Below are 20,327 nucleotides of genomic sequence, written 5' to 3'. Positions count from 1 at the left end.
GGCTACGACTCCTTGACCACGATGGTCTCGACCGTGTTGGCCACGTGCTCGAACGCGTCGCAGGCCGCCTCGAGTTCGTCGACGACCTCCTTCATCTTGAGCACGGTCAGCGCGTCGTACTCGCCGGAGAAGAGGCGGACCAGCGCCATGCGGTACGCGCTGTCGCCGTCGTTCTCCAGGCGGTTGCACTCCACCCAGTAGGGCTCCAGGTCCTTCATGGACTTCAGGCGGGGCATGGCGTCGGCGGTGAGCCGGGACTGCTGGTCGAGCACCTTCACGATCTCGTGGATCTCGCGGGGCAGCGACGGGAGCTTGGTGAGGCCGTAGAGGTACAGCAGGCTGCCCACCGCCTCCAGGTGGTCCATCACGTCGTCGAGCAGCGACCCGAGGCGATAGATGTCCTCACGGTCGAAGGGCGTGATGAAGCTGGAGTTGATCTTCTTGTACAGCTCGTGCGTGATCGCGTCGCTGTCGTGCTCGACCTCGACGAGCCGCTCGCTGATCGACTGCACGTCGGCCCCGGGGAGGGCGAGCTCGGAGAGCAGCTCCGTGCCCTTGACGAGGTTCTGCGCCGCGCGGCTGAAGAACTCGTAGAACGAATCGTCACTAGGACGCAGCCTGAACCGCACAGTCGACCTCGTTACCTCATCGAAGGAAACCCCGTACCCCTGAAGCGTGAATGTTAAGGCGCACGCCCCGTGGTCGTCGCAGTGAGATCCCTCGCACGCTGCGCGTTCATCTGCCGTTTACCTTGAGTTCACCTCTGGCGCCGAGGCGTACCGGACCGGTGCCGCACGGTGTTTGTAGGTCCGCTGGACCGGCTTGCGCAGGAAGCGGGCGAGCGCGCCCCGGTGCCGGCTGGCGATCACGTCGACCTCGGCCGCGCGCATCTCCCGCCAGAACGCGTTGCGCACCGGCCGCGGTCCGTCGGGCACGTCGGCGAACCGTACGCGCCGCCCGTCGGCGTGCGCGGCGCGCACGAGCGAGCGCAGGATGTGCCGCGCCTCGGCCGGGAACTCGGGCCACTCCTCCTGCGCGTCGAACCCGAGCCGGGTCGCGAGCGACTCGGTGACGAACGGCGCGACACCGACGGGCAGGCCGCCCGGCTCCAGGTCGCTGAAGCGCCCTTCGAGGAAGGCATATCGCTCGTACGCCCCCAGCAGGTCGGCCCGCGACCAGTGCGCCCCCGTGAGCACGACGGTGATCGCGCCGGGGACCACGCGCCCGCCCAGGAACTGCGTGAGGATCGGCGCGTGCGGGCGCAGGAGACGGTCGAGCGTCTCGTACTCGCGGCCCTCGGCCCGGGTGGCGCCGGTCTCCGGGTCGGGCTCGGGTTCGGCGCGCACCATGAGCAGGAACGGCTCGGCCCGCCGTGCGTGCACCCGCCCGAGCGGATTCCCAGCGACGCGGGTCGCGAGCGGGGTGAGCACGGCCTGGTCGAACGTGGGCGCGGGCTCACCGGGCGGCATCGCGCAGGTGAGCCGCAGCGTCGGGGTGGTCGTGTCCGGGTCGATGCGCACCCCGACCTCGACACCGGCGAAGCCCGCGCGGGCGGCCGTGGCCGCGGGGTCGACGGGCCCGTCGAGCGCGACGAAGAGCCCGTTGGCGAGGTACGGCCGGCCGCGGCGAACCCGGGAGGCGGCGATCGCGCCCACCACCCCACACGTCGCCAGCCCGGCGAGTCCAACGGCGACGGTCGCCAGGGCGTTGTCCATGGGAAAAATGGTACTTAACGCACATTTCGCACGTGCGCGAACTGGTCGAATCTTCGGCTCGGCGGTGTGGCTTCCTACTTCCGGGCCGCTGGTCGCGCGGTTTCGCGCCGGTGACCGTGTGTGGCGGCTTTGGCGGCTTGCTCCCGGTCGCCGGGCACGGGTCTTGAGCGTGGAGGCCGTGGGGTCTGCGGCTGGCGATTGGCCGCTTTCGTCGCGTTTTCGTTGCGTTGCAGGCGATCCGGGCTTCCTCGGGTGCCTGTCGCCGACGCCGCCCGCTGCTGATCAACGCCCGCCTCGGCGGGACGCCTCGTGGCTCGAAGCCATTGGTGGCGCCGATCGCCTGGCGGGTGTGCGTCGCTGGGACTTGGCGCAGCCCGCCGTGGACCGTCCTGCCGTCGCCGATCTTGGGCCGACGGTCGCAAGATCCGCGACGGCAGCCCACGTCGTTCGCGCGCCACTGCCGCGCCCCGCATGCCCGGCACCCCGCCGCGCATTTCGTCCCCGCGCCGCCGCCGCTGCCGCGCCGCCGCCGTGCGCTCGTCCGACACGCCCGCCGTGCGCCGCGCGCGTCCATTGCGGTCGGCGCGTTGGCTGCGCCCACCGTCAGCCGCCCGCCCGTGCGCTGCGCCGGCGGGCACTCGTCCACCCCGCCTTGCGGCGGGCGTCGACGCTCACGCGCCGGATGCCGACCGCCTCGCGCAGCCGATCAGCGATTCCGCCGCGACCACCGATCGCCCCGTGTGTCCGATCAGCGATCCCGCCGTGGCCGCCGACCGTCGCGCGGTGTCCGGCCTTGATCGCCGCGAGGTTCGTGTCCGAAGCGCCCGCGGGAGCACGTCCCGCGACAGCGCGCGCCTCCGCGGCGGCATGCCTCGCGACGGCCTCGTCACGGCGCGGGTGCCTGCGCCGGTGCTCGAACGACGATCGGACGCGGTCCGAGTCGCGCCGGCTGGCCGAATCCACCGCGCTCGTCGAACCTCATCACCGGCATCGACAACGAACTCGAGCCGGCTATCGATGTCACCCTCGTGGACGTACAAGCGAGGCGGGTGCGTGCCGTTCCGTTATCCCTTACGCTAACACACGCATCCAAGTTGATCACATCGATTGTCACGCTGGGTGTGCGGCGAAATGCGTTTACGTGACCTCGTTGAGCCACCGATGGTACGCCGTGCCGAAGGGCTCCACGTGCCCGCTCACGGCACCCATCAGCCAGTCCGCGCTCGCCAAAGCCGAGGTCACGACGTCGGCCGGGTACTGGTAGCGCACCTGATGCACCGCGAACTCGTCCTCGTCCAGGAGGCTGACGTCGCCGTTACGCCGTCGGCGTACATCCAGATCCAGGTCGATCGCGGTCACCTCGGTCTGCGTCGGCCAGTGCGGCACGCTCGTGATGTCGCAGTAGATCTCGGTGCGGGCGGGCTCGGCGTTGAAGCAGGCCGTCCACCACGTCTGGCGCGGAAAGAGCAGCACGTGTGGCGCGTCCGGGGGCCCCTTCAGGGTGGTTCCTTTGTAGATCGGCGTCGTCGCGCCGGCGCCGAGCCACACGCCGTGCTCGTCCTCGCCCAGGTACTCCGTCTCGTAGTTCCAGTGGAGCGAGCCGTCGTACTTGCGGTACACGACCCGGATGCGTTTCATGACGCTCACGGTACCGACCGGGTGCGCCGACGAATTCTGTCGTACACAAGCGGTAGCCTGCGGACCGTGACAGCCACCCCTCAAGTCCGCCGCCCCAAGCCGGAAGTGATCGATCTGCTCGCCGCGGCCGTCGGCGCGGTGCCGGACGGTGCCGAGCGCCCGGGCCAGCAAAGCATGGCGAAGGCGATCACGGCCGCGGTGGAGAAAGAGGAGCACCTGCTGGTGCAGGCGGGCACGGGGACGGGCAAGTCGCTGGCGTACCTTGTGCCGTCTCTGCTCGTCGACGGGCCCGTGGTGATCTCGACGGCCACGCTCGCCCTGCAGTCGCAGCTCGTCGACCACGACCTGCCGCGTCTGGCGGACGCGGTCGAGCCGGTGCTGGGGCGCCGCCCGACCTACGCGGTGCTCAAGGGGCGCCACCACTACGTCTGCCTGGCGCGGCTGGAGGGCACGTCCGCCGACGAGCCCGAGGACGCGCTCTTCGACGTCGGCGAGGCCCGGCCCACGAAGTGGCTCGGCGAGGCGGGCCGGCTCGGCAAGCACATCGAGCGGCTGCGCGGGTGGGCGATGGAGACCGAGACCGGGGACCGCGACGAGCTCGACCCGGGGGTGGACGACGCGGCCTGGAAGCTGGTGTCGATGCCGGCGCGCGAGTGTGTCGGGGCGCAGCGGTGCCCATACGGCGCGGAGTGCTTCGCCGAGGCGAGCCGCAGCCGGGCGCGCGAGGCGGACATCGTGGTCACCAACCACAGCCTGCTCGCCGTGGACATGCTCACCGGCCGCCAGATCATCCCGCCGCACGAGCTGCTCGTCGTCGACGAGGCCCACGAGCTCGCCGACCGGGTGAGCTCCGCCTCGCAGGCCGAGCTCACACCGGAGACGCTGGAGCGGGCCGCGCGCCGGTGCCGGGCCTACGTCGACGACGACGTCGCCGATCGACTCATGGAGGCCGGCGACCTGCTCACCGTCGCGCTCGCCGAGGTGCCCGCCGGCCGGGTCGTGGGTGCGCTGCCGACGGTGCTCGCCGAGGCGCTCACGCTGCTCGACGCGGGCGGGCGCAAGGCGCTCGACGCGATCGGCGAGGTGCGCGCCGACGATGCCGACCCGGTGCGCAAGCAGCAGGCCAAGACGATGATCGGCGATCTCGTGAAGGTCGCCCAGCGCATGATCGCCAACGCCGAGCACGACGTCACCTGGATCGAGCGCGACGAGCGCAGCCGCCGGGCCGTGGTCATCGCGCCGCTGACGGTCGCGGGGACGTTGAGCAGTCACCTTTTCAGCGACCGTACCGTCGTCGCCACCTCCGCCACGCTCGCCCTCGGCGGCCAGTTCGAGACGGTCGCCCGCTCCCTCGGCCTGCCCACCGCCGTCGAGCGCCCGCCGGTCGCGGCCACGCCCGCGCAGGAGGCGCGCGAGACGGTCGTGCGGGCCGACGAGGCGCGGGACACGGCCGGGCTCGCCTGGAGCTCGCTGGACGTCGGATCGCCGTTCGACTATGCCAAGCAGGGCATTCTGTACGTCGCGGCGCACCTTCCGAAGCCGCAGACCTCGGGCCTGTCCGAGCCCGCCGCGAACGAGATGGTGGAGCTGGTGCAGGCGCTCGGGGGCCGGGCCCTGGGCCTGTTCTCCTCGCGCAAGGCGGCCGAGCGCGCCGCGGAGGTGCTGCGCGCCCGCACGCCGGGGATCACGATCCTGCTGCAGGGCGAGGAGTCGCTGCCGATCCTCGTGCGCAAGTTCCGCCAGGACCGCAACAGCTGCCTGCTCGGCGTCATGTCCCTGTGGCAGGGCGTGGACGTGCCGGGCGACGCCTGCCAGCTGGTGATCATCGACCGGCTGCCGTTCCCGCGGCCCGACGAGCCGCTCTCGGCCGCGCGCTCCGACGCGGTGCAGTCGGCGGGTGGCTCCGGCTTCGCCGCGGTGAGCGTGCCGATCGCCGCGGTTCGCCTGGCCCAGGGCGTCGGGCGGCTGATCCGGTCACGCCGGGACAAGGGCGTCGTGGCGGTGCTGGACTCCCGTCTGGAGCACGCTTCGAGCTACGGGCCGTTCCTGCGCCGGTCGCTACCCCCGTTCTGGTACACCACCAAGCCCGAAACCGTCCGAGGCGCGCTCCGCCGCCTGGCTGCCTCGTAGCCCGACGCCGCCGACGGGCCGAGGGAGAGCGCGGCGGAAAAGGCACTTCAGGAAAGGACCGGACCGCCGCGACGAGATCGGGCACAGGGAGCACCACGGCGAGCGCGTCTGGCAGCCGTGAAGCATCCGGCCCCGTGCACGGTCCCGGCCGTGCGCAAGGCCGGGACCGTGCGGCGTCGGCACGCGGTCCGGTCACGTCGGGCTTCCGGGCCGCAGCCTCGCCTTGCGCGGCAGGGTCAGGACCACACCCAGCAGGAGCAGGCCGCACACCACCTGTTCGAGCTTCAGCCAGACGGGGAACATCCCCGGCAGCGAGACGATGACGGTGATCGCGACCATCATGACGATCGCGATGATGCGCAGCCGGCGTACGTCTCCGCGCGCCGCCAGGACGTTGCAGACCGCGGCGCTGAGCACGACGATCGTGCCCCGTACCCAGACCGCGTCGTTCACCAGGTTCGCGTGGTGCCGCAGCGCGTAGGCGACGCCGAGGGTGGCCAGGCTCAGGAGCAGGTAGGCGGCGGTGAGCAGCCGCGGGGTTCGTGTCATGGGCTTCAGCCTCGCGACCGGGGGCCGTCAACCGCATCGGCGCACGGGTAGAGCGCGGGTGGAGGCGGAACGTCCAACCCCGGTTGGATGTGGACCGCCGCGGGGAGCGGATTCAATGGACGTCATGAGCACACCGGCGCAGGCCACGCTCGACTCGGCCAGGGCCCAGCGCGACGCCGTCGTGCGCTGGCTGCGGCCCTTGGCCCCGCTGATCATGCTCGTGGTCGTGTGGTCGGCGTGCACCTCCGAGCCGGGGCCGGCGCTGCGCGGGCCGGGGCTGTGGGTGCTGCTCGTCCTGGCCGTGTTCGTCGTCGCCGGCGCCGGCGGGGTGCTGACGCTGCTGCGGCCGCCGCGGGCGCACGTGCCGTTCGTGGTGTTGCTGCTGGCCGCGTCCGCGACGCTGGCGTGGCTGCAGCCGGACGGCGCGGCCGTGGCCGGGATCTTCGTCGGCGTGTCGTTCCTGGCCCCGTTGCTGCGCGGGCACGTCTCGGTCCCGATCACCGTGATCGCGCTGATTCTGCTGGCCGTGGTGATCTCCTCGGCGCGCGACGACTCGATCGTGAGCGCGCTGCTCGATGCGGTGATGGTCGGCGCGTTCTACGGCATGCTCGTCTTCGCCATCCGCCTCGCCGAGGCCAACCAGCAGGCGGAGCAGCTCGTCGAGGAGCTCGAGCGCGGCCGCGTGGCGCAGGCCGAGGCCGCTCGGCTCTCGGAGCGCCAGCACCTGGCCCGGGAGATGCACGACCTGCTCGCGCACTCGCTGTCGGGGCTGATGCTGCAGCTGGAGGGGGCGCGGATGCTGGCCGTGCGCACGCCCGACGACCCCCGGCTCCCGGCGGCGATCGAGCGCGCCCAGCAGCTCGGCCGGGCCGGGCTGGACGAGGCCCGGCGCGCGATCGGCCTGCTGCGCGACGACGACCTGCCGACGCTGTCCGAGCTGACGAAGTCCTTCGCCCACGACCACGGCATTCGCTGCGACTTCACGACCGACGGGGCCGAGCGGGAGCTGGAGTCGCCGGCGCGGCTCGCGGTGTACCGGGTCGCGCAGGAGGCCCTGACCAACGCCGCCCGGCACGCATCCCCCACGCTGGTGACCGTGCGTCTGGAATACCTGCGGGACACCGTGCGGCTGACCGTCGAGGACTTCGGCCCGCTCGCCGCGAACCCGAGCCCGGGCGCCGGCTACGGCCTGACCGGCATGCGCGAACGCGCCGAGCTCCTGGGCGGGACGCTCGACGCGGACCCGACCGGCCAGGGCTTCCGCGTGCGGCTCGAGGTGCCGGCGTGAGCCCGGACCGGGAGAGGACCGGGATGAGCCCGGACCGGGAGAGCGTCGGCGTGAGCCCGGACCGGAAGAGCGCCGGCCTGAGCCCGGACCGGAAGAGCGCCGGCCTGAGCCCGGGCCAGGAGAGCATCCGCGTGGTCGTGGCCGACGACCAGCGCGTGGTGCGGGAGGGGCTCGCGCTCGTGCTCGGGCTGCTGCCGGACGTCGAGGTGGTCGGGGCGGCCGGCGACGGGGCCGAGGCCGTCGACCTCGCGGTGGCGCTGCGGCCCGACATCGTGCTCATGGATCTGCGCATGCCGCGCTGCGACGGCGTCGAGGCGACCCGCCGGCTGCGGGAGCGGGCGCCCGAGGTGCGCGTGGTCGTGCTCACCACCTACTCCGACGACCGCTCGGTGCTGGAGGCGCTGCGGGCGGGCGCGAAGGGGTACCTCACGAAGGAGGCCGGCGGCGAGGAGATTCAGGCCGCCCTGCGCCGCGTGCTCGACGACGGCGCCGCGCTCGACCCGGCCGTGCAGCACCACGTGCTCAACGCGCTCACGCGGGGAGAACCGGCGCCGGCCCAGCCCGCGCCGAGGAACGACGACCTCACGCCGCGGGAGGCCGAGGTGCTGGGGCTCATCGCCGGCGGGCTCACGAACGGGCAGATCGCGGCGCGGCTGTTCATCAGCGAGGGCACGGTGAAGAGCCACGTCAATCACCTGCTCGCCAAGCTGGGGGTCCGCGACCGGGCGCAGGCGGTGGCGTATGCCTTCCGCAACGGCCTGGCGCCCGGCGAATAGATCCCGACGCGACCGGGCGCAGGCGGTGGCGTAGCGTTCCGCAACGGGCTGGCGCCCGGCGAATAGATCCCGACGCGACCGGGCGCAGGCGGTGGCGTAGCGTTCCGCAACGGGCTGGCGCCCGGCGAGTAGGCTCCCAAGCCGTGGGTCAGCTGAAGACGACCGGGTCCGAGTTCGCAACGGGGCTGCGGCTGCTGGGCAAGGGATTCGCGCGCTACGGGCGCAACCCCAAACTGCTCCTGCTGGGCGCCATCCCGGCCGTCATCACGTGCGCGCTGTTCGTCGTGGCGTGGACGTTCCTGATCATCTACATCGACGACCTCGCCGCCGCGGCCACCGGGTTCGCCGACGACTGGTCGGGCTTCTGGCGCGGCGCGATCGAGTTCGGGGCGGGCGCCGCCATCCTCATCGCCGCCGCGCTGCTCTCCGCGCTCACGTTCACCGCACTGACCCTGCTCATCGGCGACCCGTTCTACGAGGTCATCTCCGAGAAGGTGGAGGAGGGGCTCGGCGGGACGCCCGGGGCCGTGGACCTTCCGTGGTACCGCACCCTCTGGCCCAACCTGATCGACTCCATCCGCCTGATCACGCTGGGCGTGGTCTTCGCCGTCCCGCTGTTCCTGATGGGGTTCATCCCGGTCGTCGGCCAGACCGTCGTGCCGGTGCTGAACGCGCTCGTCGGCGGCTGGCTCATCGTCGTCGAGCTCACCGGCATCCCGTTCAACCGGCGGGGGCTGCGCCTGGCCGACCGGCGCAAGGTGTTGCGGGCCAACCGCGCGCTCGCGCTCGGCTTCGGCATCCCGGTCTTCCTGGTGCTGCTGATCCCGATCGTGGCGATCATCGTGATCCCGGCCGCGGTGAGCGGGGCGACGCTGCTGACCCGGCGCACGCTCGGGCTGAACATCGACGACCAGGCTCGGCCGCCGGCGGGGCCGCCGCCGCTCAGGCCAGCAAGCCCCGCAGGAGAGTCGCGTCCCCGCTGACGAGCAGGGTGTCGAACGGCACGCGGCCCCACAGCGCCAGGGCCAGGTCGCTCGCGCTGCCGCTGGCCGTCGCGCGCTCGTGGTGCTCGTCGGAGTCGAGCAGGGTGTCGGTGTCGAGCAGCGCGATGCCGGCGCCGCGCAGCCGGACGTACCAGACCTGATCCGTGTCGGTGGCGTGCAGCGCGATCATGCCGGCCCGGTCGGTGGGCCCGCTGCGGCGCCCGGACGGGATCCAGGTGTCGAGCACCTCGGTGACGTTGTCGCTGGCCAGCCGCGCCTCGATCGGCTCGGCGAGGCCGCCGGCCATCTGCGCGTCCCAGCGGTGGATCGTCGTCTCGTGGGCCATGCGCCGGTGCCAGAACGCGGCCTTCTTCGCCTGGGGCGCGAAGTTCCAGGCCGGCGTGTCCGGGTCGACGGCGTCGAGGGTCGCTACGAGCTCGGTGAACGCGTCGGTCCAGGCCGTCGCCGCGTCCACGCCCTCGGGCAGCGGGTCGGTCGAGCGGGGCTCCGGCTTGTCGAGGTTCCCGCGGGCGATGTGTCCGGTGACGTACGAGTACACCTGGCGCACATGCCACGCGAGATCCCCCAGGCTCCAGCCCGGACAGCTCGGCACCGGGGCGTCGAGGGGCGTGCCGTTGCTCAGGGCGGTGCGGAAGGCGTCGCCCTCGGTGCGCAGCGCGGCCTGCCAGATGTCCTTGGTGAGCTGAGGCTTGCTCATAGCCAACAAGATTAGGGCAACGCTTACGCTGGTGCCGTGTCCGAACCCCGCACGCTCGCCGCGTTCACGACCCTGCGCCTCGGCGGCCCGGCCGGCCGCCTGATCGAGGCGACGACCGAGGAGGAGACGCTCGCCGCCCTGCGCTCGGAGGGCGAGCAGCTCATCCTGGCCGGCGGCAGCAACGTGGTGGTGGCCGACGAGGGCTTTCCCGGCACCGTGGTGCTGCTGCGCCAGCGGGGCCTGACGAGCGAGGCCGGCGGCGACGGGATCACCCTGACGGTCGCCGCGGGTCACCCGTGGGACGACGTGGTCGCCACGGCCGTGTCCAGCGGCTGGTCCGGCATCGAGTCGCTGTCGGGCATCCCGGGCTCGGCGGGCGCGACGCCGATCCAGAACGTCGGGGCGTACGGGCAGGAGGTCGCCGAGACCATCACCGCGGTGCGCGCCTACGACCGCGAGCGCGACGACGTCGTGACGATCCCGGCCGCCGAGTGCGGTTTCGCGTACCGCACGAGCATCTTCAAGCACAACGCCCGCTATGTGGTGCTGTCGGTGACGTTCCGCCTCAAGGTCTCCGGCGCCTCGACGCCGATCGCGTACGCCGAGCTGGCCCGCACCCTCGGGGTCGAGCCGGGCGCGACGGCCCCCCTGGAGGAGGTCCGCTCCGCGGTGCTGAAGCTGCGCGCGGGCAAGGGCATGGTGCTCGACCCGGCCGATCCCGACACCTGGTCCGTGGGCTCCTTCTTCACCAACCCGGTCGTCCCGGCCGCCGCGTTCGAGCGGGTCCGCGAGCTCGCGGCCGAGTTCGGCGCCCCGCCGTCGTGGCCGGCCGGCGATGCGGTGAAGCTGAGCGCGGCCTGGCTGATCGAGCGCGCCGGCTTCGCCAAGGGCCACGGTGACCTCTCCAGCGGGGTGGCCCTGTCCGGCAAGCACACGCTCGCCCTGACCAACCGCGGCAGCGGTACGACCTCGGCGCTGCTGGACCTGGCCCGCGAGATCCGCGACGGCGTCGAGTCCCGCTTCGGCGTGACCCTCCACCCGGAGCCGGTGCTGGTGAACTGCGCGCTCTAGGGGGCGACGGCGGAGTACGGCACGGTGACCTCGCCCAGGCGCCAGCGGGCCGGGCGGTCCAGCACCGGCCAGCCCGCGCCCCGCGCCGACTCCACGGCGGCCCGCCAGCGCTGCCGCGGCCCGAACACCGACAGCGGGGCCGCCGCCCGCCAGCCGGTGTCGAGGTCGTGCAGGAGGGCGTGGATGCGCTCGCCGGGGACGTTGTGGTGGATGAGGGCCTTCGGCAGCCGCTCGGCCAGCGTGCCCGGCGTGTCCAGGGTGGCCAGGCGGCTGGCGAGGGTGAGCGTGCGCGGGCCGGCGGGGGAGACCAGCACCCAGGCGGCCAGCCGGCCGAGCTCGTCGCAGGTCCCCTCCACCAGCAGCGCGCCCGTCGCCGTCATCGCCGCCCAGGCGCCGGGCACGTCGGCCTCGTCGTACTGCCGCAGCACGTTGAACGCCCGCACCAGGGTCGGGCGCAGGCCGGCCAGCTCGAAGCCGCCGAGCCGGAAGCGCAGGCCCTCGGTCTCGTAGGGGCGGGCGGCGGCCACGCGGGCCGGGTCGATCTCCAGGCCGGCGACCGGCACGCCGAGGCGGGCGTGCAGCTCGATCGCGGTGATCGGCGAGGCGCCGAAGCCGAGGTCGACCACCAGCGGCTCGTCCGCCCGGCGCAGCACCCCGCCGAGCGTCGCGGCGATCCAGTTGTCGACGCGGCGCAGCCGGTTGGGGTTGGTGGTGCCCCGCGTGATCGACCCGACCGGCTTCACAGCACCCGGTGGACCTTGTGCTGGGCGGCCTGGGCGAGCGGGCGGACCACGAGCCGGTCGATGTTCACGTGGTGCGGCCGGGTCGCGGTCCAGGCGATGCAGTCGGCGATGTCGTCGGCGACGAGCGGCTCGGCGACGCCGGCGTACACCGCGGCCGCCTTCTCCGCGTCGCCCTCGTAGCGCTTGAGGGCGAACTCGTCGGTGCGCACCATGCCGGGGTCGATCTCCACGACCCGGACCGGGCGGCCGCAGAGCTCCAGGCGCAGGGTCTCGGCGACGGCGGTCTGGGCGTGCTTGGCCGCCGCGTACCCGCCGCCGCCCTCGTACACGATCAGCCCCGCGGTCGAGCTCAGCACCACGACGGTGGCCCGGCCCGAGCGCTCCAGCAGCGGCAGCAGCGCCTTGGTGACCCGGACCGTGCCGAGCACGTTGACGTCGAACATCCACTGCCAGTCGGCGAGGTCGGCGTCCTCGACCGTCTCGGCCCCGATCGCCCCGCCGGCGTTGTTGACCAGCAGCTCGACGGTCCCGTCCAGCGCCTCGACGGCGGCGGCGAGTGCCGCGACCGACTCGTCGGAGGTGACGTCGGCCACCACGGCGGTGCCGGAGCGCAGCGATCCGACGAGGTCCTTGAGCCGGTCCTCGCGGCGGGCGACGGCGACGACGTGGAAGCCCTCGGCGTCGAGCCGGCGGGCGGTGGCGGCCCCGATGCCGCTGGAGGCGCCGGTGACGACGGCGATTCGAGTAGACATGTGGCCATCCTGCACGACCGGGCCCAGGATGCAGTGACCAACGCAACGGTGGGTGAACGGCCCTCGGCGAGGGAACATGGACGGTTGGGAAGATGTAACCGGTCGGCAACAGACAGGAGCACGACGTGGCGCGGGTCGATTCGCTGTATGGCCACATCCCGCAGTCCCGCCGTATCCTCCCGAGGCGCGTTGCGACGCTGTCGGTGCACACGTCCCCGCTGGACCAGCCGGGCACCGGTGACGCCGGCGGGATGAACGTCTACATCGTCGAGGTGGCCGAGCGGCTCGCGCGGGCCGGCGTCGAGGTGGAGATCTTCACCCGGGCCACCAACAGCGAGCTGCCGCCGACGGTGGAGATGGCCCCGGGCGTGCTCGTGCGCCACGTCATCGCCGGGCCGTTCGAGGGCCTGGCCAAGGAGGACCTGCCAGCGCAGCTGTGCGCGTTCACCGGTGGCGTGCTGCGGGCCGAGGCGGCCCGGCCGTCGGGCTGGTACGACCTGGTCCACTCCCACTACTGGCTCTCCGGGCAGGTCGGGTGGCTTGCGAAGGACCGGTGGGGCGTCCCGCTGGTGCACACCGCGCACACCCTCGCCAAGGTCAAGAACCAGCTGCTCGCCGACGGCGACAAGCCCGAGCCGATCGCCCGGGTGATCGGCGAGGAGCAGGTGGTGGCGGCGGCCGACGGCCTGGTCGCCAACACCCCGGCCGAGGCCGCGGAGCTCATCGACCTCTACGCCGCCGACCCGCGCAAGGTCAGCGTCGTGCCGCCCGGCGTGGACCTGGACCGGTTCGTGCCCCGGCCGCACCGCAAGCTCGCCGCGCGCGAGCGCTTCGGCCTGCCCGCCGACGCCCGGATCGTCGCCTTCGCCGGGCGCATCCAGCCGCTCAAGGCCCCCGACGTGCTGCTGCGCGCCGCCGCCGAGCTGCGGGCGCGCGACCCCAAGCTGCTCGTGGTCATCTGCGGCGGCCCCAGCGGCTCCGGCCTCGACCGGCCCACCGCGCTCATGGACCTCGCCCGCGACCTGGGCATCGCCGACATCGTGCGGTTCCTGCCGCCCCAGCCGCGCGACGCGCTCGCCGAGCTGTTCCGGGCCGTGGACGTCGTCGCGGTGCCGAGCTTCAACGAGTCGTTCGGGCTGGTCGCGATCGAGGCGCAGGCCTGCGGCACTCCGGTGGTCGCGGCGGCCGTCGGCGGGCTGGTGACCGCGGTGCGCGACGGCGTCTCCGGCGTGCTGGTCGACACGCACAAGCCGGCCGACTGGGCGAGCGTGCTCGGGCCGCTGCTGGCCGAGCCAGCCCGGCGGGCGGCGCTGTCGCTGGGCGCGGTGCGCCACGCGCGCGAGTTCTCCTGGGCCCACACGGCCAGCGGGCTGCTGGCCGCCTACCGCGACGCACTGGCGTTCCACCGGGAGGCGGTGGCGGCATGAGCGCCAGGGCCGAGATCTCGGCGCTGATCGAGCGGGTGGCGGCCGAGCGCGAGATCCCGTGGGAGCGCACGGGCGAGCACGCGTACGTCGTGACCCTGCCCGGCACCCACAAGCAGAAGACGAACTGCAATCTGATCGTCGGCGAACACGCGCTGCGGGTCGAGGCGTTCGTCATGCGCCACCCGGACGAGAACCGCGAGGCGCTGTGGGAGTGGCTGCTGCAGCGCAACGCCCGCATGTACGGCGTGGCCTTCAGCGTCGACTCGGCCGGCGACGTGTACCTCATGGGCCGGCTCCCGCTGCACGCCGTCACCGAGGCGGAGCTCGACCGGCTGCTGGGGGCGGTGCTGACGTACGCCGACGAGAGCTTCGATCCGATGCTGGAGATCGGCTTCGGCTCGGCGATCCGCCGCGAGTGGGAGTGGCGGGTCAAGCGCGGCGAGCCCCTCGACAACCTGCGGGCATTCACCGACTTCGTGAACCGCCCGGCCTGAGCATTGCCACGGCTCCTCCAAGCCGCCGGTCGTTGTGACCAGTGGCCATGCGCTTGAAATCGCGACTGATTTCAATTGTTTCCGGTGTGTGAGCGAGCCGACAGCCCGTTTACTTGGCGGGCCAATAGTGTGCCGCGTACCGTCGTTTACGGATCCGGCGATTCCTGAAGTTGGGGAGCGGCGGGGGTGTTCCGGGCCGAAAGGCCCACTCGCGATGACATGTCCGGGCGGGGCGTGTCGTCGCAACCGGCGGCACAGAGCGGGTGTCGTGGACTGGGGGTGCACGCACCCGCTGCCGCCGGTACGAGTCGAAACTTAAGGCGCGCGTAAAGACGCCGAGGGCTTCAAGCCCGTAATTTCCTCGCATGCGTAGGCGTCTGATGACGGCCGCCATTCTGCTGGCCGCATTCGCCGGGCTCGCCGGGTGTGGATCCCAGGCCGCCAATGGGGGAGTTCCCGGTTCGGCCGACGCCTCCGTGGCGCCGAGTGCCGTCGATGGAAGTTTCGCCGCGGACGGCAGCGGGGGACTCGCGGCCCGCGCCGCGACCAGTGCCCCCGCCAAGACGACCACGACTGCGGCCCCCGCGGGCGGGGGTGGCAAGGCGCCGGCGCAGACCTTCGCCACCACCAGCAGCCAGTTCACGTTCACGCGGGCCGGACGGACGCTGCGGACCGTGGTCTGGTACCCGAAGACGGCCGGTCGCTACCCCCTGGTGCTGTGGAGCCATGGGCTGCACGGCTCGCCGGAGGGGTACAGCGGCGTGACCCAGAAGATCGCCGCCGCCGGGTTCGTCGTCGCCGCGCCCGCCTACCCGTTCACCAATGACAAGGCGAACCCGTTCAACCAGAACGACATGGTCAACCAGCCCGCCGACGCCTCCGCGGTCATCACCGAGGTGCTCAAGCTCGACGGCCAGTCCGGCTCGCCGCTCGCGGGGCGCATCGACACCGCCCACGTCGGCGCGGCCGGGCACTCCGCCGGCGGGTACACCACCGCCGGCCTGCTCTCGGGCTCCACCCGCGACAGCCGCCTCAAGGGCGCCGTGGTCGTGTCGGGCGGCTCGATGGGCGGCAAGTTCTCCGGCGCGGCGACCCCGGTGCTGTTCATCCACGGCGACGCGGACGCCACCGTGCCATTCAGCAGCGGAAAATCGCTCTTCGACAACGATCCGTGGCCGAAGGGGCTGCTGACGCTCATCGGCGGCGACCATGGCGCGTCGCTGTGGGGCACGACGCCGGCCGCGAGCGCCGTGAGCAAGTCGATGCTCGACCTCTTCCGGTACAGCCTGTACGGGGACTCGGCGGCCCGCTCGCGGCTGCGCGCCGACGGGACCGCGAGCGGCGCGGCGAAGTACGACGGCACGCTCTGAGGCGAAATGTCGGCCGCTTCGCGGCCGAAGCCGCCGACATTTCGGACTTATACCCTGACCGGAGATATGTCGGGCCTGATGGTTTTTCAACGGGCGCGAGGACGTTCGGCAGGCCTGCGGATGTGCCGGGCGCGGGCGCCGGGCGGGCCGGTTCAGCGGGCGGCCGGCAGCGCGAAGACGTCCAGCAGACCCGTGAGCTCCAGCTGTGCGTAGGCGAGCGGCCGCGGATTGCGCAGGCTCAGCACGCACCCCACCCCGGCCGCCAGCTTCCAGCAGCCGACCAGCGCCCCGATCCCGGCCGAGTCCAGCACCGTCACCGCGTCGAGATCGAGCACGAGCGCCTCCGGGTGGAACGCCGGCAGTACCGCCCGCACCGCCTCGGTCACCTGCTCCCGGGTGGCCAGGTCCAGCTCGCCCGCGAGCCGGATGACGACGGTGTCCGGCGGTGCGGGTTCGAGCCGCGCCGACAAACCCGCCGAGCCGTCCAAGGCGCCTCCCGCCGTCGTGGTGACCAGCGCCACTACCCGGCGACGGGCACCGCAAACTCCTCGTTCGCGGCGAGGTCGCGGGCCACGCGGCGCTCCCGGGCGGGCTGGATGAGCAGGTGGCCGGCCGCGGCGAGCAGGCCCAGGCCGCCGCACACGATCCAGTGCCAGTCGCCGAGGTACTGCAGGCTGACCCCACCGGCCGCGGGCGCGATGAAGCCGGCCGCCGGGAACGTCAGGTAGAACACGCTCTGGTAGCGGCCGCGCAGCGCCTCGGGGGACAGTTCGGCGATGACCGCGGCGTTGGGCGGGGCGGCGATCATCGAGCCGATGGTCCACACGGTCGCGGCGGCCAGGTAGCCGAGCACGCCGTCGGCGAGCGAGACGGCGGCGAAGCCCAGGCCCAGGAAGACGTTCGCGATCGCGAGCGCGGTGCCCTTGCGCCAGCGGTCGATGACCCGCGGCACGAAGAGCTGACCGACGACGATGAGCAGGGCCGAGTACGCCACCACGGAGCCGTACGCCGACGGCCGCAGCCCGTCGCCGGTGATCGCCAGCGGCAGGATCGTCGACGTCTGCGTGCCGACGACCGCCAGCAGCAGGGACAGGGCGACGAAGAGCATGTACGCGCGGTCGGTGAGCGCCGTGTGCAGCCCGCCTGCGGCCCTGGTGGCGACCCGGTGCGCCGGGCGCGTCTCGCGCACCTTCCACAGGATGAGCAGCGCGGTCAGCAGGGTGCCGGCGGCGTCGACGGCGAACAGCAGCGTGAAGCTCACCTCGGCGAGGGCTCCGGCCAGTACCGATGCCACGGCCATGCCCAGGTTGAACGCCCAGAACTGCAGGTTGAACGCGCGGCTGCGGTCGTCGGCCGGAGTCACGTCGACGATGGCGGCCACGAAGGCCGGGCCGGGCATCGCGTGCATCAGGCCGAGCAGGGCCGCCAGCACCGCGATCGCCGGGATCGGGCGGGCCACGGTCAGGCCGGCGAGCACCGCGACCGCGCCGAAGTGCGCCAGCAGCAGGGTCGGGCGGCGGCCCCAGCGGTCGGCGAACACCCCGCCGAGCAGCACGCCCGCGATGCCGCCGATGCCGTAGACGCCCACCACCAGGCCCGCGACGGGGATCGCGAGGTGCCGTGCGGAGGTGAGGTACAGGGACAGGACCAGCGCGACGAATCCGCCGACGCGATTGATCAGCATGCCGGTCCAGAGGTACCAGTAGAGGCTGGGCAGGCCGCCGATCGTGGACCGGTACCAGTTGCGCACGAAAGTCAGCACTCCTTTTGTTAAGACCCCTTACAGTTGGATCTTAGCCAGGTCTTTCTCGACCGGAGCGGCGACCCGGCGCTCGCGGGCGGGGGCGGCCAGCAGGCTCCAGACGGCGGCCGCGAGCGCCGCGCCGAGGCACCCGAGCCACAGCGCCGTGTTGCCGGCCAGATCGCGCACCGCCCCGCCCAGCGTGGGGGCGAGGAACGAGGCCGCCTGCCAGCTCAGGCCGAACACGCCCTGGTAGCGGCCGCGCATCGAGACAGGGGACAGCCCGGCGAGCAGGGCCGCGTTGGACGGCGCCTGCAGCATCTCGCCCGCGGTCCAGACGAGCACCGTCCCGGCGTACAGCAGCGGCGTGTGGGCGAACGCGGTCAGGCCGAATCCGAGCCCGATCACCACCGTGGCGAACGGCATCACGAGCGTGGGCCGGCGCCGGGCGAGCAGCCGGCTCACCGCCATCTGCCCGGCCACGATCATGACCCCGTTGAGCGCGATGACCACGCCGAACGTCTCGCTGGGCAGGCCGTCGTCGATCATCGCCAGCGGCAGCATCGACATGTGCTGGAGCATCACCAGCGCGATGAGCAGGTTGCAGGCCACGAACCCGAGGAACACCCGGTCCCGCAGCACCGTGGCGAGGCGGCCGCGCTCGTGCTCCTCGTGCGGCGCGACGGCCGGCTTCGTCTCCCTGATGCGCCAGGCGACCAGCAGCCCGGCGGCCGCGGTGGTGGCCGCGTCGCCGACGAACAGCGTGAAGTACCCGGCCCGGGCCGCGAACCCGGCGACCACCGCGGACACCGCGAAGCCGAGGTTGATGGCCCAGTAGTAGGTGCTGAACGCGCGCATCCGGTCCTCGCCCGGCACGATGTCGGCGATCATCGCGCCCAGCGGCGGGCGGGCCGACTCGGCCGCGGCGCCGAGCAGCAGGGCGGCCGCCGCGATCTCGGCCGGGCCGCGGGCCAGGCCGAGCGCGATCATGAGCGCCGAGGTGGAGAAGAGCGACAGCAGGGCGGTCGGGCGGCGGCCCCAGCGGTCGGCGAGGTGGCCGCCGGCCGTGACGCCGACCGCGCCGCCGACGCCGTAGAGCCCGATCACCAGACCGGCCGTGGTCGGGCTGAAGCCGCGCTGGGTGGTCAGGTAGATCGTCAGGAAGATGATGACGAAGCCGCCGGCCCGATTGACCAGCGTGGCCGTCCACAACACCCAGAACTGGCTCGGCAGCCGCCGCTTCCCCGTAAGTTCCGCCACGGTCTCGCATCCTTACACCGGGGCCGTGTGATGTCGAAGTGATTCAGTGCGGGACCATGGGGTCATGAGCGGTCCGCAGCGAAGCGGAGGGGCCGCTCATCATCGGCGCAGTCTGTGCTCAGGCGGCCGGAGCGAAGCGGAGGACGAATGAGTGAAGTCGGGACACTGGTGCTCTTGCGGCACGGTGAGAGCGAGTGGAACGCCAAGAACCTGTTCACCGGCTGGGTCGACGTGGACCTCAGCGCCCAGGGGGAGGCCGAGGCCCGCAGGGGCGGCGAGCTGATCCGTGATTCCGGTCTCCTGCCGGATGTGGTGCACACGTCAGTGCTGCGCCGTGCCATCCGCACCAGCGAGATCGCCCTGCACACCGCCGACCGGCACTGGATCCCCGTCCAGCGCAGCTGGCGGCTGAACGAGCGGCACTACGGCGCCCTGCAGGGCAAGAACAAGAAGCAGACGCTGGACGAGTTCGGCGAGGAGCAGTTCATGCTCTGGCGCCGCTCCTACGACACGCCCCCGCCGGCCATCGCCGACGACGACGAGTGGTCGCAGGCGGGCGACGCGCGCTACGCGGCCCTGCCGCCGGAGCTGCAGCCCAAGACCGAGTGCCTCAAGGACGTCGTGGCTCGGATGCTGCCGTACTGGTACGACCAGATCGTCCCCCAGCTGCTGAGCGGCCGGACGGTGCTCGTCGCGGCCCACGGCAACTCGCTGCGCGCGCTCGTGAAGCACCTCGACGGCATCTCCGACGAGGCGATCGCCAAGCTCAACATCCCGACCGGCATCCCGCTGCGCTACGACCTCGACGCGGCGCTGAAGCCGATCACGGCCGGCGGCACCTACCTGGACCCGGAGGCGGCCAAGGAGGCGGCCGCCGCGGTCGCCAACCAGGGTCGCTGATCACGCACGACGCGAAGGGGGCCGGGTCGACGACCCGGCCCCCTTTTTCGTTCGCTGACGTCAGTCCTTGACGGCGTCGCGGGTGTCGAGCGTCTCGCCCGTGACGAGGAACACGACGTGACGGCCGGCGTTGACGGCGTGGTCGGCGTACCGCTCGTAGAACCGCCCGAGCAGCGCCCCGTCGACCGCGGCCTCCGTGCCCTCGGCCCAGCCGGGCGCGAACATGATCCCGAACAGGTCCGTGTGCAGCTTGTCCATGGCGTCGTCGTCGCGCTCGAGCTGGCCGGCGGCGACCACGTCGAGCTTGGAGATGGCCGAGGAGATCTTCCCGGCGATCCGGTCCGCCACCGTGCCCATCTGTTCGAACGTCGCCACCAGGGGCTCCGGCACGGCGCGGGCCGGGTGCCGGCGCAGCGCGGTCTTGGCCACGTGGTCAGCGAGGTCGCCCATGCGCTCGAGGTCGGCCGCGAGGTGCAGCGCGGTCAGCAGCAGCCGCAGGTCGGAGGCGACCGGGGCCTGGCGGGCGCACAGGTCGTAGACCTTGTCCTCGACGAGCCGGTAGAGCGCGTTGACCTCGGCGTCGCGGGCGATGACCTCCTCGGCGTCGGTCTGGTCGGCGTTGAGCAGGGCGTTGGTGGCCCGGCTCATGGCCGAGCGCACCGCGTCGGCCATCCACACCAGCAGCTTGTTGACCTGCAGAAGATCGGCACGGTATTCGTCGCGCATAGTGCTCCCATCGTTGTGACCCTCACCGTATGGCCCGAACCCGGCA

Annotated in this window: 20 protein-coding genes; 9 read left to right on the top strand and 11 right to left on the bottom strand. The window is 72.6% G+C overall.

All coding sequences use genetic code 11. The annotated features are described in order from the left end of the window. Positions 1–2: 2 nt before the first annotated feature. The 3 genes from ABT369_RS14835 to ABT369_RS14825 form a co-directional block, all read right to left on the bottom strand. Positions 3–629, bottom strand: coding sequence for a DUF47 domain-containing protein (locus tag ABT369_RS14835; RefSeq protein ID WP_350612287.1), 627 nt, complete (start codon positions 627–629; stop codon positions 3–5). A 117-nt stretch (positions 630–746) separates the two neighbouring features. Then, the gene (locus ABT369_RS14830; protein ID WP_350612286.1) at positions 747–1,715 is read right to left on the bottom strand and encodes a PI-PLC domain-containing protein; all 969 of its coding nucleotides are present in this window, start codon (positions 1,713–1,715) and stop codon (positions 747–749) included. A gap of 1,137 nt (positions 1,716–2,852) precedes the next feature. Beyond that, the gene (locus ABT369_RS14825; RefSeq protein ID WP_350612285.1) at positions 2,853–3,353 is read right to left on the bottom strand and encodes a DUF402 domain-containing protein; all 501 of its coding nucleotides are present in this window, start codon (positions 3,351–3,353) and stop codon (positions 2,853–2,855) included. 174 nt (positions 3,354–3,527) lie between these two features. Between ABT369_RS14825 and ABT369_RS14820 the strand changes: the two genes are divergently transcribed. Then, on the top strand, positions 3,528–5,483 hold the full coding sequence (locus ABT369_RS14820) for an ATP-dependent DNA helicase (protein WP_350612445.1): 1,956 nt from the start codon (positions 3,528–3,530) through the stop codon (positions 5,481–5,483). A 192-nt stretch (positions 5,484–5,675) separates the two neighbouring features. Here the strand turns inward: ABT369_RS14820 and ABT369_RS14815 are convergent, their stop codons facing one another. Beyond that, positions 5,676–6,032: a hypothetical protein gene (locus ABT369_RS14815; protein ID WP_350612284.1), complete on the bottom strand. Its 357-nt coding sequence runs from the start codon at positions 6,030–6,032 to the stop codon at positions 5,676–5,678. A gap of 124 nt (positions 6,033–6,156) precedes the next feature. Between ABT369_RS14815 and ABT369_RS14810 the strand changes: the two genes are divergently transcribed. The 3 genes from ABT369_RS14810 to ABT369_RS14800 all read left to right on the top strand — a co-directional run bounded on the left by ABT369_RS14810 (position 6,157) and on the right by ABT369_RS14800 (position 9,079). Continuing rightward, positions 6,157–7,320 carry a sensor histidine kinase gene (locus ABT369_RS14810; RefSeq protein WP_350612283.1) on the top strand — a complete coding sequence of 388 codons (1,164 nt, stop codon included), beginning with the start codon at positions 6,157–6,159 and terminating at the stop codon, positions 7,318–7,320. After that, positions 7,317–8,096 carry a response regulator gene (locus ABT369_RS14805; protein WP_350612282.1) on the top strand — a complete coding sequence of 260 codons (780 nt, stop codon included), beginning with the start codon at positions 7,317–7,319 and terminating at the stop codon, positions 8,094–8,096. Before ABT369_RS14810 ends, ABT369_RS14805 begins: the two co-directional genes overlap by 4 nt. Positions 8,097–8,239: 143 nt before the next feature. Beyond that, complete coding sequence (locus ABT369_RS14800; protein ID WP_350612281.1) at positions 8,240–9,079, top strand: EI24 domain-containing protein; 840 nt, start codon at positions 8,240–8,242, stop codon at positions 9,077–9,079. Here ABT369_RS14800 and ABT369_RS14795 read toward each other — a convergent pair. Further along, entirely contained in the window at positions 9,039–9,797 is a 759-nt protein-coding gene (locus ABT369_RS14795; RefSeq protein ID WP_350612280.1) for a maleylpyruvate isomerase family mycothiol-dependent enzyme, read from the bottom strand. The genes ABT369_RS14800 and ABT369_RS14795 overlap by 41 nt on opposite strands. Before the next feature lie 36 nt (positions 9,798–9,833). Here ABT369_RS14795 and ABT369_RS14790 point away from each other — a divergent pair, with 36 nt between their 5' ends. Continuing rightward, entirely contained in the window at positions 9,834–10,868 is a 1,035-nt protein-coding gene (locus ABT369_RS14790) for a UDP-N-acetylmuramate dehydrogenase (protein ID WP_350612279.1), read from the top strand. On the opposite strand, the gene ABT369_RS14785 is transcribed toward ABT369_RS14790, so the two are convergent. Continuing rightward, entirely contained in the window at positions 10,865–11,611 is a 747-nt protein-coding gene (locus tag ABT369_RS14785; RefSeq protein WP_350612278.1) for a class I SAM-dependent methyltransferase, read from the bottom strand. The two genes, ABT369_RS14790 and ABT369_RS14785, sit on opposite strands and share 4 nt — an antisense overlap. Next, the gene (locus ABT369_RS14780; protein ID WP_350612277.1) at positions 11,608–12,363 is read right to left on the bottom strand and encodes an SDR family oxidoreductase; all 756 of its coding nucleotides are present in this window, start codon (positions 12,361–12,363) and stop codon (positions 11,608–11,610) included. Before ABT369_RS14780 ends, ABT369_RS14785 begins: the two co-directional genes overlap by 4 nt. A 125-nt stretch (positions 12,364–12,488) precedes the next feature. Here ABT369_RS14780 and mshA point away from each other — a divergent pair, with 125 nt between their 5' ends. The 3 genes from mshA to ABT369_RS14765 all read left to right on the top strand — a co-directional run bounded on the left by mshA (position 12,489) and on the right by ABT369_RS14765 (position 15,654). Next, positions 12,489–13,790 (top strand): D-inositol-3-phosphate glycosyltransferase, encoded by a 1,302-nt coding sequence (gene mshA / locus ABT369_RS14775; RefSeq protein ID WP_350612276.1) that lies wholly within the window; start codon positions 12,489–12,491, stop codon positions 13,788–13,790. Further along, positions 13,787–14,284, top strand: a complete 498-nt coding sequence (locus ABT369_RS14770; RefSeq protein WP_350612275.1) for a type III secretion system chaperone family protein — start codon at positions 13,787–13,789, stop codon at positions 14,282–14,284. The genes mshA and ABT369_RS14770 overlap by 4 nt, the downstream gene beginning before the upstream one ends. Before the next feature lie 365 nt (positions 14,285–14,649). Then, positions 14,650–15,654: an alpha/beta hydrolase family protein gene (locus tag ABT369_RS14765; protein WP_350612274.1), complete on the top strand. Its 1,005-nt coding sequence runs from the start codon at positions 14,650–14,652 to the stop codon at positions 15,652–15,654. A 152-nt stretch (positions 15,655–15,806) separates the two neighbouring features. Here ABT369_RS14765 and ABT369_RS14760 read toward each other — a convergent pair whose 3' ends face one another. The 3 genes from ABT369_RS14760 to ABT369_RS14750 are packed head-to-tail and all read right to left on the bottom strand — an operon-like array spanning position 15,807 to position 18,655. Further along, positions 15,807–16,142, bottom strand: a complete 336-nt coding sequence (locus ABT369_RS14760; protein ID WP_350612273.1) for an STAS domain-containing protein — start codon at positions 16,140–16,142, stop codon at positions 15,807–15,809. Positions 16,143–16,174: 32 nt separating this feature from the next. Further along, entirely contained in the window at positions 16,175–17,404 is a 1,230-nt protein-coding gene (locus tag ABT369_RS14755) for an MDR family MFS transporter (protein WP_502891751.1), read from the bottom strand. A gap of 30 nt (positions 17,405–17,434) precedes the next feature. Continuing rightward, the gene (locus ABT369_RS14750; RefSeq protein ID WP_350612272.1) at positions 17,435–18,655 is read right to left on the bottom strand and encodes an MDR family MFS transporter; all 1,221 of its coding nucleotides are present in this window, start codon (positions 18,653–18,655) and stop codon (positions 17,435–17,437) included. Between the two features lie 147 nt (positions 18,656–18,802). On the opposite strand from ABT369_RS14750, the gene ABT369_RS14745 reads away from it, so the two are divergent. After that, positions 18,803–19,555, top strand: a complete 753-nt coding sequence (locus ABT369_RS14745; protein WP_350612271.1) for a phosphoglyceromutase — start codon at positions 18,803–18,805, stop codon at positions 19,553–19,555. A 60-nt stretch (positions 19,556–19,615) separates the two neighbouring features. On the opposite strand, the gene phoU is transcribed toward ABT369_RS14745, so the two are convergent. Then, on the bottom strand, positions 19,616–20,281 hold the full coding sequence (phoU, locus tag ABT369_RS14740; protein ID WP_350612270.1) for a phosphate signaling complex protein PhoU: 666 nt from the start codon (positions 20,279–20,281) through the stop codon (positions 19,616–19,618). Between the last annotated feature and the right edge of the window lie 46 nt (positions 20,282–20,327).

The sequence above is a fragment of the Dactylosporangium sp. NPDC000244 genome (genome assembly GCF_040300725.1).
Classification (GTDB): domain Bacteria; phylum Actinomycetota; class Actinomycetes; order Mycobacteriales; family Micromonosporaceae; genus Dactylosporangium.
This window is presented reverse-complemented; position numbering and strand designations above follow the sequence as displayed.